This is a genomic window from Maridesulfovibrio zosterae DSM 11974 (genome assembly GCF_000425265.1).
Taxonomy (GTDB): domain Bacteria; phylum Desulfobacterota; class Desulfovibrionia; order Desulfovibrionales; family Desulfovibrionaceae; genus Maridesulfovibrio; species Maridesulfovibrio zosterae.
In genome coordinates this window covers 251308-267104 of the sequence record NZ_AUDC01000010.1, presented here as the reverse complement: position 1 = coordinate 267104, position 15797 = coordinate 251308, and the positions used below count along the sequence as shown (strand labels likewise).

17 protein-coding genes are annotated in these 15797 nt (G+C 43.3%); 8 read left to right on the top strand and 9 right to left on the bottom strand.

All coding sequences use genetic code 11. From position 1 onward, the window contains the following. Positions 1-103: 103 nt before the first annotated feature. Together H589_RS0101890 and H589_RS0101885 are read left to right on the top strand one after the other, a co-directional pair. Entirely contained in the window at positions 104-1744 is a 1641-nt protein-coding gene (locus tag H589_RS0101890; protein WP_027720452.1) for an AMP-binding protein, read from the top strand. 314 nt (positions 1745-2058) lie between these two features. Then, complete coding sequence (locus tag H589_RS0101885) at positions 2059-2571, top strand: OmpA family protein (RefSeq protein WP_027720451.1); 513 nt, start codon at positions 2059-2061, stop codon at positions 2569-2571. Positions 2572-2733: 162 nt separating this feature from the next. Here the strand turns inward: H589_RS0101885 and H589_RS0101880 are convergent, their stop codons facing one another. From H589_RS0101880 to H589_RS0101840, 9 genes are all read right to left on the bottom strand, one after another. Further along, the gene (locus tag H589_RS0101880) at positions 2734-3345 is read right to left on the bottom strand and encodes an FmdE family protein (protein WP_027720450.1); all 612 of its coding nucleotides are present in this window, start codon (positions 3343-3345) and stop codon (positions 2734-2736) included. A gap of 9 nt (positions 3346-3354) precedes the next feature. Further along, entirely contained in the window at positions 3355-4176 is an 822-nt protein-coding gene (locus H589_RS0101875) for an ABC transporter ATP-binding protein (RefSeq protein WP_027720449.1), read from the bottom strand. After that, positions 4173-5240, bottom strand: coding sequence for a FecCD family ABC transporter permease (locus tag H589_RS0101870; protein ID WP_027720448.1), 1068 nt, complete (start codon positions 5238-5240; stop codon positions 4173-4175). The genes H589_RS0101875 and H589_RS0101870 overlap by 4 nt, the downstream gene beginning before the upstream one ends. Before the next feature lie 2 nt (positions 5241-5242). Continuing rightward, complete coding sequence (locus H589_RS0101865; protein WP_027720447.1) at positions 5243-6352, bottom strand: iron ABC transporter substrate-binding protein; 1110 nt, start codon at positions 6350-6352, stop codon at positions 5243-5245. Between the two features lie 437 nt (positions 6353-6789). Beyond that, positions 6790-7299: an acyl-CoA thioesterase gene (locus H589_RS0101860; protein ID WP_027720446.1), complete on the bottom strand. Its 510-nt coding sequence runs from the start codon at positions 7297-7299 to the stop codon at positions 6790-6792. A gap of 77 nt (positions 7300-7376) precedes the next feature. Further along, positions 7377-7613 (bottom strand): hypothetical protein, encoded by a 237-nt coding sequence (locus tag H589_RS0101855; protein ID WP_027720445.1) that lies wholly within the window; start codon positions 7611-7613, stop codon positions 7377-7379. A gap of 452 nt (positions 7614-8065) precedes the next feature. Further along, positions 8066-9229 carry a hypothetical protein gene (locus tag H589_RS0101850; protein WP_027720444.1) on the bottom strand — a complete coding sequence of 388 codons (1164 nt, stop codon included), beginning with the start codon at positions 9227-9229 and terminating at the stop codon, positions 8066-8068. Between the two features lie 56 nt (positions 9230-9285). Next, positions 9286-10380, bottom strand: coding sequence for a (Fe-S)-binding protein (locus tag H589_RS0101845; RefSeq protein WP_027720443.1), 1095 nt, complete (start codon positions 10378-10380; stop codon positions 9286-9288). Between the two features lie 54 nt (positions 10381-10434). Next, positions 10435-11004, bottom strand: a complete 570-nt coding sequence (locus H589_RS0101840) for an OB-fold protein (RefSeq protein ID WP_027720442.1) — start codon at positions 11002-11004, stop codon at positions 10435-10437. 275 nt (positions 11005-11279) lie between these two features. On the opposite strand from H589_RS0101840, the gene ffh reads away from it, so the two are divergent. The 6 genes from ffh to rplS all read left to right on the top strand — a co-directional run bounded on the left by ffh (position 11280) and on the right by rplS (position 15740). Then, the gene (ffh, locus tag H589_RS0101835; protein ID WP_027720441.1) at positions 11280-12806 is read left to right on the top strand and encodes a signal recognition particle protein; all 1527 of its coding nucleotides are present in this window, start codon (positions 11280-11282) and stop codon (positions 12804-12806) included. 72 nt (positions 12807-12878) lie between these two features. Next, positions 12879-13115, top strand: coding sequence for a 30S ribosomal protein S16 (rpsP, locus tag H589_RS0101830; RefSeq protein WP_027720440.1), 237 nt, complete (start codon positions 12879-12881; stop codon positions 13113-13115). Positions 13116-13193: 78 nt separating this feature from the next. Next, positions 13194-13427 (top strand): KH domain-containing protein, encoded by a 234-nt coding sequence (locus H589_RS0101825; protein ID WP_027720439.1) that lies wholly within the window; start codon positions 13194-13196, stop codon positions 13425-13427. Positions 13428-13469: 42 nt separating this feature from the next. Next, positions 13470-13997, top strand: coding sequence for a ribosome maturation factor RimM (gene rimM / locus H589_RS0101820; protein WP_035074892.1), 528 nt, complete (start codon positions 13470-13472; stop codon positions 13995-13997). A gap of 36 nt (positions 13998-14033) precedes the next feature. Further along, on the top strand, positions 14034-15344 hold the full coding sequence (trmD, locus tag H589_RS0101815) for a tRNA (guanosine(37)-N1)-methyltransferase TrmD (RefSeq protein WP_027720437.1): 1311 nt from the start codon (positions 14034-14036) through the stop codon (positions 15342-15344). A 48-nt stretch (positions 15345-15392) separates the two neighbouring features. After that, positions 15393-15740 carry a 50S ribosomal protein L19 gene (gene rplS, locus H589_RS0101810; RefSeq protein ID WP_027720436.1) on the top strand — a complete coding sequence of 116 codons (348 nt, stop codon included), beginning with the start codon at positions 15393-15395 and terminating at the stop codon, positions 15738-15740. Positions 15741-15797: the final 57 nt, after the last annotated feature.

Sequence of the window (15797 nt, the reverse complement as noted above, 5' to 3'; positions counted from 1 at the left end):
TTTCAGCGACCTGCGGTAAAAACACGATTTTTACACTAAGGAATTAAACGTAAATAACAGCAATTTTCAGGATGGAAAGCCTCCATCCGCGGGGATAAAGCAAATGCAAAAAGAAAGTTTCAGCACATATGAAGACTTTTGTGCCAATTATAAAACTGAGGTTCCAGCAGATTTTAACTTTGCTTTTGACGTAGTTGATAATATCGCTGCGCAAGATGCAAGCCGACTGGCAATGATCCATATCGGCCCAGATGGAACTCGCAGAGAAAAAGATTTCGGTTTCTTTTCTAAGAAGTCATCCCGTCTCGCCAATGCTCTGGTGAAAGCAGGTATAGGGAAAGGCGATCGTGTAATGATCATACTTTACCGCCGTATTGACTGGTGGGTGGCGATGCTTGCCTGTCATAAGGTCGGGGCTGTTCCAGTGCCTTCGCCTAATTTGCTTACTGAAAAAGATATTGAATTTCGTGTGAATTTCGCAAAGATTAAATCAATCATTGCTGAAGATTCCGTTGCTGATCGAGTTCAAAGAGCCCGTGAAAATTGCCCATCCCTTGAAGTGCTTGTTCAGGCTGGTGAAAGTGATGTTCATACGGGCTGGCTCGATTTTGAAACAATTTGTGCTGAATCATCAGACTTATTTCCGCGTCCGGCTGACGCAGCTTGCGGAGATGATGCTCTGCTGATTTTCTTTTCATCCGGTACCACCGGACATCCTAAAATGGTAGAGCATACCCATAATTACCCCTTGGGACACTATGTAACAGGTGCATACTGGCATGATTTAAACCTAGGTGATATTCATCTCACCCTTGCTGACACAGGTTGGGGAAAGGCTGTTTGGGGTAAGTATTATGGACAGTGGATGGCTGGCGCTGTTGTTTTTGTATGGGATTTCCGTGGAAAATTCGAACCATCTGAACTGCTTTCAGTGCTGTCCGATCATGGAGTGACATCTTTTTGTGCGCCACCGACAGTATACCGTTTTATGATCCGTGAGGATCTGTCTAAGTTCGATCTCTCTGCATTAAAGCACTGCACCACAGCAGGTGAGCTGCTTAATGCTTCTGTTTTTGATGCGTGGCAGGATGCAACAGGATTACCGCTTTATGAGGGGTACGGTCAGACAGAGTCTGTGCTTCAGATCGCGACTTTTCCAACTATGAAACCTAAACCAGGGTCAATTGGAAAGCCTTGCCCCGGCTGGGATATTGCTCTTATTGATACTGAGGGCAATCGTTGTGCGCCCGGTGAAGAAGGGCAGATATGCGTTAAGCTTGATCCTCGTCCTGTAGGTCTGTTTACCGGGTATCTTGATGAGCCTCAGAAAACAGCCAGCGTGATTGTTGACGGGTACTACCAGACCGGTGACAAAGCATGGATGGATGAAGACGGTTATTTCTGGTTTCTTGGACGTACCGATGATCTCATTAAAAGCTCGGGTTACCGTATCGGGCCTTTTGAAGTTGAATCTGCTCTTATTACTCACGATGCCATTGTAGAAGCTGCTGTGACGGGTGTTCCCTGTGACGTTCGCGGTCAGGCTGTAAAAGCTACCGTTGTACTTGCTTCCGGTTACGAAGCCAGTGAAGAGCTGACCAAGGAATTACAGAATCATGTTAAGAAGGTTACTGCGCCTTACAAGTATCCTAGAATTATAGATTATGTTGCTGAATTGCCAAAAACAATCAGCGGAAAAATCAAGCGGGCTGAAATACGTGCCAGGGATGAAGCTAAAGCCTAATAGGGATATTGGATCACTGATCTTTATCATATTGTTATAGGTGATTAAGACAGATTGTTTGAATAAAATTGAACTTAAGTTCAGATTATTATAGAGAAATATAAATGGGAGATGCCGGGTAATTATAGCTGGCGTCTCCCATTTATTTTGTATGTTGGCAGTAGGTAAGTCTTAGAATCTTTCATATATAAAACAGTGGAATCCTTTTTACAGTTGAGAAATAGCCTGAAAAATAGAAAGTTCGGAAATTATTGCAGATAGTCATCTGACGGGTTATTCTTAATACTATGAAAATACTATTTCAGGAGGTTTCCATGAAGAAAGTAATGATAGCACTTGTGATAGTTTGTCTGTTCTCTACTTTTGTAGATGCTCAGGAAAATGGATTTGCAAATAATCCAGATGAAATTGTGAATATGCTGACTAATGATAATGGAAGAGTTTTTTTGAAAATAGAATTTGAGGTGAATTCATCCAGAATCAGCAAAAAGGCTATTCCGGTGGCTAAAGCTTTGGGGACCGCATTAACAAGTGCTGATGCTGCTGATATGTATGTCAAACTAATCGGTCATACAGATTCCGTCGGTAACAGAAAGTATAACCGTAAACTAAGCCTGAACCGTGCAAAAGCCGTTAAAGACTATTTATGTGCACATTATCAGATTGATCCATCCAGGATCAGCCTGAAGGGTATGGGAGAGGAAAGTCCCATTGCCCCCAACAATACATCAATGGGACGGGCTCTTAACCGTAGAGTTGAAGTAGTGAATATCAGGATAGATAAGGAGAAATCTGCCCCGGATGTAAACAACATTCTTTTTCAGTAATCTGGAGTATCTTAAGGTGTGAATATAACCATGAGTAACTAGGTGGGAGTAGTGTATAATTTGATTATGGATTGTCAGACAATTTTCACATTTAATACAATAAGGGAAGTTGCGGGTGAGTTTAGTTAAACCACACCCGACAACTAATTGTTTTGAATTTAACTATATTTTTTGCTCTACTTTTTCAAAGCAGGGGGTACATAATGTTTGGCCCATAAATTTTCTTGATCTGGATTCCATATGCAGTTCATTGCAGTTGTCACAGACAAGAGATTGAAGAATTTGTGCAGGGCGGGGCATAGGTAGCTGAGGCTCAGTAATAAAAAATAGCTCATCAAGGTCTGCATTCAGATATGCTTTTTCGCATTCAGAACGGATATCGTTGCATTTCGTCTTTTCTTCTGCGGTTGCTTCATTCTTGGCAACAAGTTTCATGAGTCTAGACATCTCATCACGCTGCTTTTTCATAAATTGTGGATTAAGCAAGGCTCTAAATCCTTTTTCATCATTACGACGATAAAAGGTAAATGCCATTTTACCATAATCTTTAAATAGAAGATTGCCTTTACCTACTGAGCATCCTGTAAAAAATTGAATGGCATCAACTCCGCACATATCTGTCTCGCAGATAGCTACTAGCGGGGAATCGTTATTATGTCCAAGTTCATTCAGGCATAGATCAGAGACTCTGATACCAATGGCAAGGCCGGGGCATTGATGTCCGTGGAAATTAATTACATTTTGAATTTGTTCAGTGGAAAAAGAGGTTCCCATTTTTAGTCCTTATTGGTTTTGTCTCACATCATGTGATTTTTTGTGGTGATCATGATCAAAATCAGCCTGATCCATATCTTCGACCGGATGAATTACCGGACAGCCTTTATGCGTTACAATCTCAACTTCAACTCCATAGACAGCCTCAATCATTTCAGCGGTTATACATTCTTTATCCCCGCACCCGAATATGGTCCCTTCTTTCAAGAAAAGGAACTTGTCTGCATATCTGAGAGCTGTATTGATATCATGCATGGTCATGACTGCTGATACATGATGGCCTTTAACAACGGCTCTTACGGTGCGAAGGATTTCAAGTTGATTTTTGAGGTCAAGAGAACTCGTAGGTTCATCAAGTAAAAGTATTTCAGGTTCCTGTACCAGTGCTCTTGCAATGCTGACTTTTTGCAGCTCTCCTCCACTTAAACGATCTATATAGCGTAAAGATAAATGGCTAAGGGAAAGTCGTTTCAACGCTGCGTCAACAATACAAATGTCGTGATCGCGAACCTTCCATTTTAAGTGAGGCTTACGACCCATTAGAACAGCATCAAAGACGGTTAGTCTCGCTGGTTCAACTCTTTGCGGAACGTAGCTGATCAACTTGGCGATATCATCTGAATTTAAATTAAAAACGTCCTTGCTCTGGACAAGCACACTTCCTGACTTGGGTTTATGAATAGCGTTCATGCATTTGAGAAGAGTGGTTTTCCCCGCTCCATTCGGGCCGAGAATTACCAGCAGTTCACTTTTGTCCACACAAAAATCAATCTCTTCAAGTATGGCAGTACCGCTATAGTTGAAATTAATATTATTAACGATGAGATTCATTTACTCCCCCTGATGATAAGCCAGATGAAAACCGGTGCTCCGAGAAAAGCCGTCAGTACTGATACCGGGAGCACATTCGGAGCGAGCATCAGTCTGGCTGCAGTGTCAGCAGCAAGCAATAAAACTCCTCCTAAAATACATGATGCAGGGAGAAGGAATCTGTAGTCGTCACCGATAATTCTACGGACCATGTGCGGACAAACCAATCCTACAAAACCTATTATACCAAGGAATGAAACAATTACAGCCGTTACAAGTGATGCGAGCAGCATACCTATCAACCGGACCTGTTGTACTTTGACTCCGAGTCCTTTGGCTGTTTCGTCTCCAGCTTCGATTGCATTTAAATTCCAGCTATTTAAAGTAAACCAGATGTACGCAGCAAGAGTACAGGCGCTTATGATACCAAGCTCTGTCCATGTAGCCCGTGCAACGTCTCCGAAAGTCCAGAAAACCATTGCGGCAAGTTGAACATCGTCTGCAAAATATTGCAGAAACATGGTACCTGCAGTGAAAAGAGCTCCTAAGGCTACGCCTGTGAGCACCATAACTTCAGGGGTGGTTTTGCGTGTGCGTGAGATGGCAATGATCGTAAAGGTTGCAAGCAGGCTGAACCCGAAGGCAACAGCGGTTGTCAGATAAGGTGAATTAATTGTTACAGCTCCAACGTTGGAACTGGTCATGCTCCCTAAATCAAGAAGCATGACAGATACCGCTGCTCCAAAAGCGGCTGCATGAGAAATTCCTAGGGTAAAAGGAGATCCTAGAGGGTTGCGCAGAATTGCCTGCATGACCGCACCGGATACTGATAAACCTGCTCCAGCTATAATCGCTGTAAGAGCCTGTGGCAGCCGGATGTCCCATATGATCAGGTCAAACCGTTTTGAGAGAGTTTGACCCAGCAGAGTATATAAAGCCTGTCGAGCTGAGATTGAAACAGGACCCATTCCGATAGAAGCTATCAGCACTGCCGCTGTCAGGATCAAACCTCCAGAGATGAAAATAAGTTTTCTGCGGATATGTTTTGAATACTCAGCCGGTATTTGGCCGTCGTCAAAGTGCATGCTTACCTCAAATCCAGATTGCTGAATGCCGGTTCTTTGAAAGCTGTGTCCAGAGTATTAAAAACAGGGGCTCCAACCATAAAATTATATATTTCGTCAGCTTTTTCTTTTGGATTAATATCCTTGAAATGATCAGGGTAGAGGACCTTTCCTATGTAGTAGGCGTCGGCAATAATTGAGCCGTAGTTCCGTGAATACCAGTTGTAAGGAAGTACTGAATATACCTTTGCGTTTTTCACAGCACTAAGGCTTTTGTATGCTGGATCAGTCTTGATTTCGTGTATTGCCCCTGCATTATCACCAAGCTGTGCCGTGGAAATATCAATGAAAAGAATCTCCGGGTCCCAGCTTACAATTTGCTCTTTGGCAACATTTGCATGTTGCAAAGGTTTTCCCTCTCCTTTGGGCGGGCAGGCAACATTTTTTGCGCTGACAAACTTAAATGGAGGATACGCTGGTTCAGTTGATTGCAGTCCATGAGGCCCTTTTTTGGCAATACCACCCACATAGCAAGTCTTACGGTTTTTTTCAGGGATATCTGAAGTTCGCTTTTGCAGATCGGCAATCTGTCTTTCCATGAAATTATTTATATCCTGCGCCCGTTTAGTCTTATCTATTATGGCGCCCATCAATTGCAGTGATTTGTATATAGTATCACGGTTGCCTGCTAGACTGGCATATGACAGGCAGACTACAGGAATACCTGTCTTGGCCTGTAATTCGTCCGGGTCATATCCCATTTCTTTATATGTCTTGAAAATTACTTGCGGTTGGGGTTCAAGGCCGAGAATCAGTTCGGGGTTGTCGTGCCCTCTGAATTCACCGATCAGGGGCATACTTTTGAATTGAGGATTGGCAATGGCGTATGGGCGGGCATCAAACCTGCTCAATTTTTTTTCAATTGAATCAACTCCTACAACCAGACTTTGTCCCTGTAAATAGGTCAGGTAGCGCAAACATCCTGGACCTGAACAGATAACTCTTTCAACTTTATCAGGTACAATTACAGTCCTCCCAGCCATATCTATTATAATTCGTGAAGCACCAAAAGCCGGGAAGGACATGCATAATGAAATTAGAATAAACAATACCGAGAAAGAAAATTTGTTCATGATATCCTCAATTCTGGAGAGTTATGTGTTTGGTGAATTAATTTTAAATGTATATGCATCTGAGGTATACATAATTAAAAAATGTGTCAACGAGTGGGCGTGTTTTGATTGAGAGGTAGGAACGGGGGAGCTGTCCAACTAATACGCAGTATTTAAGAATTACTGAAAGTTAGAGAACACAATAAAAGTGGAAAGCCCCCGTTTCGATTTATCGAAAACGGGGGCTTACCGGCCTTTATGGTGTTGAAAAAGGCGTTGTATCCGGCGAAGACCGGGTTAATCTTGGCCGGATGCTTTAGGAGCAGGCTGCCGAAATTTTGCCGGGAGGGTGGAGCTCCCGGCGAGAAACCAGACTCGGAGTAGCTTGCAATCTTTTACAGATGCAAAATGCGGAGTTCGGATGACTTTGGACGATGTCCGCATTTTCGAGCTGTGTTTTAAGGTCTTAACTGTTCTTGCTCCGCTTGTTCGGATGCACTTTCACGCTGTCGCTCGGCCTTGCGCACTGCCCTGCGCTCCAAGGCCTCGCGATTACGTCTGTGGTCCACACCGCTTTCCAGAATAATTGGAGGGACGGTTGTCGGGCGACCGTTTTCGCCCATGGCCACAAAGGTCAGGTATGCTGAGTTGGTGTGTCTCAACTCTCCTGTTAGTAAATTTTCCGCTTCAACCCGTACTCCAATTTCCATGGATGTCCTGCCAACCATATTTACATTGGCATGCAGGTTAATGAGTTCTCCCACATATGCTGGACGAAGAAAATTCATACGATCAATTGATGCCGTAACAACAGGCTTACGTGCATGGCGCATTGCGCAGGTAGCTGCCACCAGATCCAGTTGCTTGAGCAGGACCCCTCCGTGCAGATTTCCTGCCGGGTTTGTGTCTTGCGGAAGCACTCTGTAGGTCATAAGCGTTCTACTTTCACTGACTTTCTTGGGCTTCATTTCTTAACTCTGATTTTTTACAACTATAATATGTCTGTATTACAATTTATTTTCAAGATGTAATACAAAAACCATGTCTACTTCATTTTAACATATTCAGTCTTAGCTTCCCATATCATTTTCGCAATTCTTTTTCCTAGATCCACCTGTCGAGTTTTGATCAAGGCTTTAGCCGCGTCAGGATTTCCTTCCTGATTAAGTAATGAAGCAGATTCAAGGTCTCTGAGGTAGTTCTCAAATTCCCTGATTAGCTTTGAAAGATTAAGACTTCCCAGCTCTGAAGGAACTCTTACTGATTTAACTTTTCTGCTCATTTACCTGCTCTGTGTGCTTCATTTGATAAGAGTTTTGCCAGAAAAAAATTTTTTGTCAATACATTTGTAATACAAATTGAAATTAATATTTATACATAAAGATTATGATTAAACTATAAAATAGGTATTTAATATTATTAAAAAGATTTCTATTTGTACTTAAAATGTATTACTTAAGTAATACAAAAAGATATCAAAGTGATTTTGTATTCATGTCATGATAAAAAATACACGACATGAATATGGAAAAAGCCGATTCAAAAAAGGGATACCGTTGCGGTACTACGTATAAAAAGGTTTAAATTGATTCGTATATGAGGCTTAAGGGAAGTTGTTCTTCTGAACTTAAAACGATAAGCGGGCATGCATAAAGATTACTATGCATATGTATAAGACGGTGAGCTAGGGGCAATTTGATCTCAGTAGACTATTTGATAAGAATTAGAATTATCCTATTCAAATTTAAAAGACTGAATTTCTGGCTGTGTGGCACTGATAATAACCATGAAAAAAACAACACCTGTTGCAGGGGCATAAATGATTGGTGAAAAAAAGCCCGTAATAATGACGATACTGATAAGTGAAGCAAGCATGTCAGAGGGGTAGCGTCGTATTAAAATTGTTGCAGTAGCGGCAATTGCACAAATTCCGCCTAGTCCCCAAGTTGTCAGGATGTGGAGCCAAAACGGAGTTAAATGAAAAAGATATATTCCTAAGCCGCTCCATACAAAATGTTGCTCATTCCAAATATTCCAAAGAGATGCCGGAATGTTGAGCGGCAAAGGGACAGAGAGAGGGAACCCTGTTAGCAGAAGTGAAGGATTGTTTGCTAAAAGTCCCAGAGATGAAAACCAGATCCAATAGTTTGGAAGATCTGTGCGGCTTAGAAGAGACATGTCTTGCGGAATTAATGAAATATAATTGAAGACGAGTAGCAGCAGCACAAGAATCAATTTCTTTAAAATTCCTTTAGGCCCAAATAGGAGCATAACTGTCACTGCTGCAAAAGATATGTCCCTTTCAAGGCTGCAAAATATCCCTGCAAGGATAAGAATGCGGGTAAATCTGTTTTCGCTGGTGTTGTGTAGAGTTGCGCATAACCCCATGAGCAGTATCGGTCCTGTCAGTGTATAATTGCCTAAGAAATGTGGCTGTATGGAAATGTTCTCCCCAAATTGATGATAGAGGAATTCTGCACAAATAAATAGCGCCAGCCAACCGGACCAGAAAGCGATCTGTCTTGGTTGGGGGGGGGTGAAAATGGATACCCAAAGAGCCGCTACAATTAAGTATAGCAGAGGGCGGGCTTCCATAAGAAAAGGAATTGTTTCGGTCAGTGGATGGGTCAGTTTTGTAAAGAAACTATATGATATCCAGACAATAAGCAGGGATGGTATTCCTATATTGAACCAGACGGGAGTAATCTGTTTTCTTTTGTTTTTAAATGGTTCTGCAAGAAGTCCAAATACTGCCAGTCCTGTTACTAAAATATCGGCTAAATTAAATGGCGCAACTGTTCCGCTCAGGTTGAAGGCTGCAATCATCAGTGGCAATCCTAGACTGAGTAGCGCAATAGGAAATTCGGAAGCTGTAATGGTTGTATTGTCTGAATTCATTGACTTGTGTGTTACATCGAACCTTAAAGGATTAGAAGAGTTGAAAGTAAAAAAAATTATTTCAGTCGTGCTGAGCATCTAAGCAGTAGTCTATTGGCATAATTAAATGGAAATTGAACTGGTTTAGGTATCTCTTTCCGCTTAACCATAAGGAGGTCAAGAATGTGTGTTGTTGGGTAGTTGGGAGAAAGAAAGTTTACACACCCTGCGCAGTAGGTACCCATGGGTAGATTTGTTTTTTGCGCTTCAGTAATTCTTTTTTCAGACCAGTTGTCAGCATAATCTGGATTATGAAAAGACAGCGCTCCTCCTTCGCCACAGCAAACTGTTTTGCGTTTACTATGCTTCATCTCGGTGATTCTAATGCCAGCACGAGTAAGGAGGTTTCTAATACAATTGTGAATATTGTCTTCATAGCGGGTGACACACGGGTCATGAATGGTAATTTCGGATATATAAGGGGTGACTGTAGTAATATTAAGGTTGTACAGTTCTTCATAAATAGAAATGACTTCGAATGCTGGGCTGAATTCTTTTAAGGTCATGTGGCAGTTGGGGCAACCGGTTAATATTCTCTTTATCCCGTGTTTTGTGATCCTGTCAGACAGTTCAGTTATAGCTATGCCGTGTAACTCTTTCAGGCCAAGCATTTTTGACGGCTTTGAACAGCAGTCTAAAATCAGGCCTAATTTTTTATCTTTATATTTGAGAGATGAGTATGCAGCTATTGTTGCAGTTGGGAAAAGTGCTGGGAGAGTGCAGCCTGGGAAAAAAGCTGTATCACATCCTTTCGGTATGATGCTGTCCTTGAATGGAAATCTACGGCCTGATTTCTCATAGCTGAGAAGCGGGGAGTATTTTTTGAGATCAAAAAGATTGCAGGACTGAACGTAGTTACGCAGTTCTGTGAGCATTTCAGCCGGCCTTGCATCAACAGGACATACCGCGGAGCAAAGTTTGCACATGGAACAGTCATATGCACATGTTGCAGCGTTGCTATGTGTATTGGATGAAGTAAGGATTTCCTGTGCAATATGCAGGGGAGAGCCTGTGCTTTTTAGGAAGGCGCATTGGGCGACGCATAATCCGCAGTCAACGCATGTCTCAGCGGTGTACTGTATCAATTTTCTGGATGTGTCAGCTGCAGTCATTTTGTTTCCCTTAGTAATTGCGGGGCACAATTTTTTTGCGAACAGAATCTGACACTAGATTATCTGACAGCCCCATATTTTGACTCGTTTATTAACGTATTCTGTACATTTACCTTTGACCCGGACTTTTAAGCCTGGCTTCAGATTACTCACTACCGTTGTCTGTTGTTCTGTAAAGTGACAGATTACTTCAGCTGTGAAGTTGGAAATGCCTTTAAGGCCGATGCGCAGATTTCCATAGTCTTTAGTCGAAACATCAACTATTTCACCGGAAATTTCAATAACCTCATTAAGGTACTTGGCGTTTGCATTGGTATTGTTTTCAACAAAATCAATATAAATTTTGTATGAGCCTACATGAAGTTTGGATTGAGAAAGTTGCACTTCGTTCGCAACTCTGGAGTGCCATTCCGATAATGTTTCTTTTTGATCTGATTTTATACTTTGCTGATGTGTAGGACCTGAAATTTGAGTTTTTTGCAAATCCACACGGTTAGACAGTTGTCCTGATGAATCGAATATATCAGCAACTACTTTTCCTTCATTGGAAATATATATCTTAGATCTGACCCTGCCCATAGGGTCTACCAGGTGAAATTCTTCAGCTTTTACTATATTTGGCATTTCATTCCTCCTTAAAGGCCGTGCTGACAGTGTTTTATATTATTGAACTCTAGAGGTTTATTGCAATGAAAGGCAAGAAATAAGGTGATAATTTTTTGTGCTGCAAGATAAATGTTTGTCATTTTCTGAAAAGTTGATATTAGTCTTCACTTGACTTGAAGTGTTAAAAGCCTTAACAGACAACCCCTTTCTTTACGCAATTACTATTGATCGAGAAAGGGTGGAGTTTTCAAGATCATTTTGCTTTGAAATGTAGAACCGGCGGAGTAAGACAATTGTTCGACAGCCTATCAGATAGACTTTCCGAAGCCTTTAAGAATTTCAAGGGGCAGGGCCGACTGGATGAGAAAAACATTCAGGCCGGCATGCGTGAAGTGCGCCTTGCTCTTCTCGAAGCAGACGTAAACTATAAAGTCGTCAAAGATTTTGTAGAGACGGTAAAGGAGCGTGCTCTCGGTCAGGAGGTCCAGAAAAGCCTTTCTCCGGGACAGCAGGTCATTAAAATTGTTAATGACGAGCTTACGGAACTGCTCGGTGGCGAGCAGGAAGGTCTTAACCTTACCAAAGGTAAGATTTCCAAAATTATGATGGTCGGCCTTCAGGGGGCTGGTAAAACAACTTCTTCTGCGAAGATTGCCTTGTATCTGCGCCGTAAAAAGTTCAAGCCTTACCTTGTTCCTGCTGACGTTTATCGTCCTGCTGCTATTGAACAGCTGAATGTGCTGGGAAAACAGCTGGATATGCCAGTTTATCCATCCACTACCGGAATGAATCCAGTGGATATCTGTCGTGATGCAATAAGCAAAGCGGAAGACGCAGGATGTGATGTTCTGCTTTTCGATACTGCCGGGCGGCTGCATATTGATGAACTTTTGATGGATGAACTTGCATCTATCAAAAGCGAATGCACTCCCGATGAAATACTTTTTGTGGCTGACGCAATGACAGGTCAGGACGCTGTCAATGTTGCTTCCACCTTCGACGATAAACTTGGTGTAACCGGTGTAGTTCTTACAAAAATGGATGGTGATGCCCGAGGCGGTGCGGCTCTCTCCATTAAGTCAGTTACCGGTAAATCAGTTAAATTCGTCGGTATGGGTGAAAAACTCTCCGAATTGGAACTCTTTTATCCGGATCGGGCAGCATCAAGAATTCTCGGTATGGGGGATGTACTGTCCCTGATTGAGAAAGCCCAGTCTGTGATGGAAGAGGGAGAAGCTGAAAAGCTGACTGAGAAGTTTCGCAAGGCTCAATTTGACCTTGAGGACTTTCGCACCCAGATGCGCAGAATGAAGAAGATAGGTTCCATGGGATCAATCATGAAAATGATTCCCGGACTCGGCAAGTTGACCAAGCAGCTTGGCGATATGGAGATCCCGGACAAGGAACTGAACAGGATAGAAGCCATCATCTCGTCCATGACTATGGAAGAACGCAAGAATCCCAAGATAATCAATCCCAGCCGCAGGCAAAGGGTTGCAAAGGGGTCTGGTGTAGATATTCAGGAAGTCAATCAGATGCTCAAAAATTTTGATCAGATGAGCAAGATGATGAAAAAAATGATGGGCGGAAAAGGCGGAAAAGGCAAAATGCCTCAGATGCCGAATATGCCCGGAATGCCCGGACTAGGTGGCGGTGCTGGAATGCCGGGAATGCCCGGTATACCAGGGATGGAAGGCATGGAAGGTCTTGACGGAATGGGCGCAATGGCTCAGCCCGCTAAGGCTAAAAGCAAGAAAACCCTTCAGGCCCGCAAGAAGAATAAGCTCAAAAAGCAGGCTCGCAAAAAGAAGAAGAAGTAACTTTTCGTGAGCATGTGCTTGCAATTTATTAACGAACCACTTAATTTAAGATTATATGGGGGAAATTAGACAATGGCTATTAAACTCAGATTGACCCGTATGGGCTCCAAGAAGCGCCCTTTTTACCGTATTGTAGCAATTAACAGCGAAACCAGACGTGACGGTCGTCCTTTGGATTTCTGCGGTTATTACAATCCGATGGTTGAGCCTATTGAGCTTAACATTGACAAGGAAAAAGTAGAGAAGTGGCTTGAGAGAGGCGCAGAACCTAGTAATACTGTGAAATCTCTTCTTAAAGCAAATTCTTAGGGTTCGTTCTCACTACGGTTCGAATTCTTCTTCACTACTCACGGTACACACACGAAATCAGAAGCGGAGGTTGTTGGCATGTTGAAGGATTTAGTAGAATACATTGCGAAATCGCTTGTTGACAGTCCGGATGAAGTTGTTGTCACCGAGATAGAAGGGGAGCAGACTTCCGTGATCGAGCTTAAAGTCGCAAAAGAAGACTTAGGTAAGGTTATCGGCAAGCAGGGACGCACAGCTCGTGCGATGAGAACCCTTCTTGGTGCAGCCTCAACCAAGGTGAGAAAACGCTCTGTTCTGGAAATTCTGGAATAGGCTTTTAAACGAACCAGACCAAACCGGTAGGCTGCTGTGGATATGCTCTTAGTTGCCGAGGTGGTCAAATCACATGGTCTCAGGGGGGAAGTTTGCATCGATTCCCATGCGGACTCCCCTTTACTTTTCGACGAGGTACCCTGCCTTTATCTGGCTAAGAAAGGGCAGAAACCCCGTCGTTTTGTTGTGCAGTCTTCTCGGAGGCACAAGGGGCGCATACTCGTAACCTTCAAGGGTATTGATGGACGTGATCAGGCAGATGCACTGCGTGGCATGGAAGTAATGGTTCGTGAAGCTGATCTTCCTCAGGTTGAGGATGATGAAGTTTACATGCACGAGCTTGAAGGTATGAGTGTGGAGCTTGATGATTCCACTGTGATTGGAACCATTTCGAACTTTATTCTCGCACCCGGTCAAGAGACTTGGGTGATTACAGCTTCAGATGGAAAGGAAATCCTTTTTCCAGCTGTTGAGGAATTTGTGTTGTCTGTGGACTTAGATGCGGAAAAGGTTGTGATTGATCCGCCGGAAGGTTTGCTTGACCTCTATCTTAAAGAAAAAAAGAAATAGGATTTAATTCTATTTCTATAACTATCCGGTGCATTAGTGAAATTTAATCTGGTTACACTTTTTCCTGAGTTCTTTGACTCTCCGTTATCCCACGGCCTTATGAGTAAGGCTATTGAGAAAGAGATTGTTTCTTTCGAAAAAGTGGATCCACGTGAGTTCGCCACGGACAAACATAAAAGCGTTGATGATCGGCCTTACGGCGGTGGCCCGGGAATGGTCATGTTTATTGATCCAATTGCCAGGGCTCTGGATTCTGTGGGGATCAAACCTGCAAAAGAAGGTGGATGTGCCAAGGGTAAAAGGCTGATAATGCTTTCTCCCAAGGGTAGACCTTTGAATCAGAAAATGGCAGTGGAGCTTTCCAGAGAAGAGGAATTGACCCTCGTCTGCGGAAGGTATGAAGGGATCGATGCACGCTTTGAAGATATTTTTCCCGTTGAGCTCGTCTCTGTAGGAGATTTTGTGCTTAACGGTGGAGAAGCCGGGGCTATGTGTCTTGTTGAAGCTGTAGCTCGTCTTCTGCCCGGCTTTATGGGGCATGCCGAATCAGGTACAGAGGAAAGTTTTTCAGCCGGTCTTCTTGAGTATCCGCATTACACTCGTCCTGTGCAATACGGAGGCCGGGATGTGCCGGAAGTTCTCTCATCTGGAAATCATGCTCGGATTGAAGAATGGCGACGCAAAGAGTCTTTGGATGCGACCTTGGAATCGCGTCCTGAAATTTTAGCGGAAGCTGATGGCCTAAAAAAAGATGATGTGCATTATTTGCGCACAATACCCCGAAAACGTTTGGGAAAAAATCTTTATATGGCTTTAGTGCATTATCCGGTGCTAAATAAATTTGGCGAAAAAGCCGCTGTTTCTTTGACAAACCTCGATATTCACGATATGTCCCGCGTTTCCCGCTCTTACTCAATCGGTGGATTTTACGCGGTGACTCCCATCGAGGACCAGAAGAAACTGGCTGAAAGAATTATTTCCCACTGGACCTCGGGACCGGGTAGCAAGTTCAACCCGGACAGAGCCGCCGCTCTATCCAAGGCCAGTGTGAAAGATTCCCTGCTCGATGCGGTGGAGCATATTGAGACGGGAACGGGTAAAAAACCGATACTGGTTACAACCAGTGCACGGGGTGCAGGCGATACTACTATTGGTAAAGTCCGCGAGTTACTTAACGATAACCCGGTGTTGCTGGTTTTTGGTACCGGTCACGGGTTGGCTCCCGAAATTCTTGAAATGGCAGCGGGAAGTATTAGACCTATCCGCTTCATGGATGGATACAACCATTTATCAGTAAGAAGTGCGGTGGCGATCACGGTTGACAGGCTATTGGGAGACGCCTGGTAGAGTCCGCCTTCGGATGCCGCAAATTGAATTTATATAAGGAGTAGCGATATGAACGTAATTTCAAAGATCGAACGCGAACACATGCGTCTTGATATGCCTGCTTTCAAAGCAGGTGACACTGTAAAGGTACACCTGCGTATTATCGAAGGTGAAAAAGAACGTATTCAGGTTTTCCAGGGTGCTGTTCTGCGTGTCCGTAAAGGTACCACTGATTCCACTTTCACCGTCCGTAAGATGTCTGACGGTATCGGTGTAGAACGTATTTTTTCCGTACATTCACCCTACATTGAACGTGTAGAGGTTGTCTCTGAAGGTAAAGTACGTCGTAGCCGTATTTACTACCTGCGTGGCCTTAAAGGTAAAGCAGCACGCATCAAGTCCAAACAGGCTTGGTAGCCCCCGAAGCGTTGAGCTTCGCGCTGCGCCCTGCTGGACAAAATGTCCGGCAATGGT

Excerpts from the sequence above, each read along its gene's own strand:
- rplS (WP_027720436.1), top strand. The coding sequence starts at position 15,393 with ATGAACGTAATTTCAAAGATCGAACGCGAACACATGCGTCTTGATATG.
- H589_RS0101860 (WP_027720446.1), bottom strand. The coding sequence starts at position 7,299 with ATGAAGCCCAAGAAAGTCAGTGAAAGTAGAACGCTTATGACCTACAGA.
- rimM (WP_035074892.1), top strand. The coding sequence starts at position 13,470 with ATGCTCTTAGTTGCCGAGGTGGTCAAATCACATGGTCTCAGGGGGGAA.
- H589_RS0101875 (WP_027720449.1), bottom strand. The coding sequence starts at position 4,176 with ATGAATCTCATCGTTAATAATATTAATTTCAACTATAGCGGTACTGCC.
- H589_RS0101855 (WP_027720445.1), bottom strand. The coding sequence starts at position 7,613 with ATGAGCAGAAAAGTTAAATCAGTAAGAGTTCCTTCAGAGCTGGGAAGT.
- H589_RS0101850 (WP_027720444.1), bottom strand. The coding sequence starts at position 9,229 with ATGAATTCAGACAATACAACCATTACAGCTTCCGAATTTCCTATTGCG.
- H589_RS0101845 (WP_027720443.1), bottom strand. The coding sequence starts at position 10,380 with ATGACTGCAGCTGACACATCCAGAAAATTGATACAGTACACCGCTGAG.
- H589_RS0101865 (WP_027720447.1), bottom strand. The coding sequence starts at position 6,352 with ATGAACAAATTTTCTTTCTCGGTATTGTTTATTCTAATTTCATTATGC.
- H589_RS0101880 (WP_027720450.1), bottom strand. The coding sequence starts at position 3,345 with ATGGGAACCTCTTTTTCCACTGAACAAATTCAAAATGTAATTAATTTC.
- H589_RS0101840 (WP_027720442.1), bottom strand. The coding sequence starts at position 11,004 with ATGCCAAATATAGTAAAAGCTGAAGAATTTCACCTGGTAGACCCTATG.
- H589_RS0101890 (WP_027720452.1), top strand. The coding sequence starts at position 104 with ATGCAAAAAGAAAGTTTCAGCACATATGAAGACTTTTGTGCCAATTAT.
- H589_RS0101885 (WP_027720451.1), top strand. The coding sequence starts at position 2,059 with ATGAAGAAAGTAATGATAGCACTTGTGATAGTTTGTCTGTTCTCTACT.
- rpsP (WP_027720440.1), top strand. The coding sequence starts at position 12,879 with ATGGCTATTAAACTCAGATTGACCCGTATGGGCTCCAAGAAGCGCCCT.
- H589_RS0101825 (WP_027720439.1), top strand. The coding sequence starts at position 13,194 with ATGTTGAAGGATTTAGTAGAATACATTGCGAAATCGCTTGTTGACAGT.
- H589_RS0101870 (WP_027720448.1), bottom strand. The coding sequence starts at position 5,240 with ATGCACTTTGACGACGGCCAAATACCGGCTGAGTATTCAAAACATATC.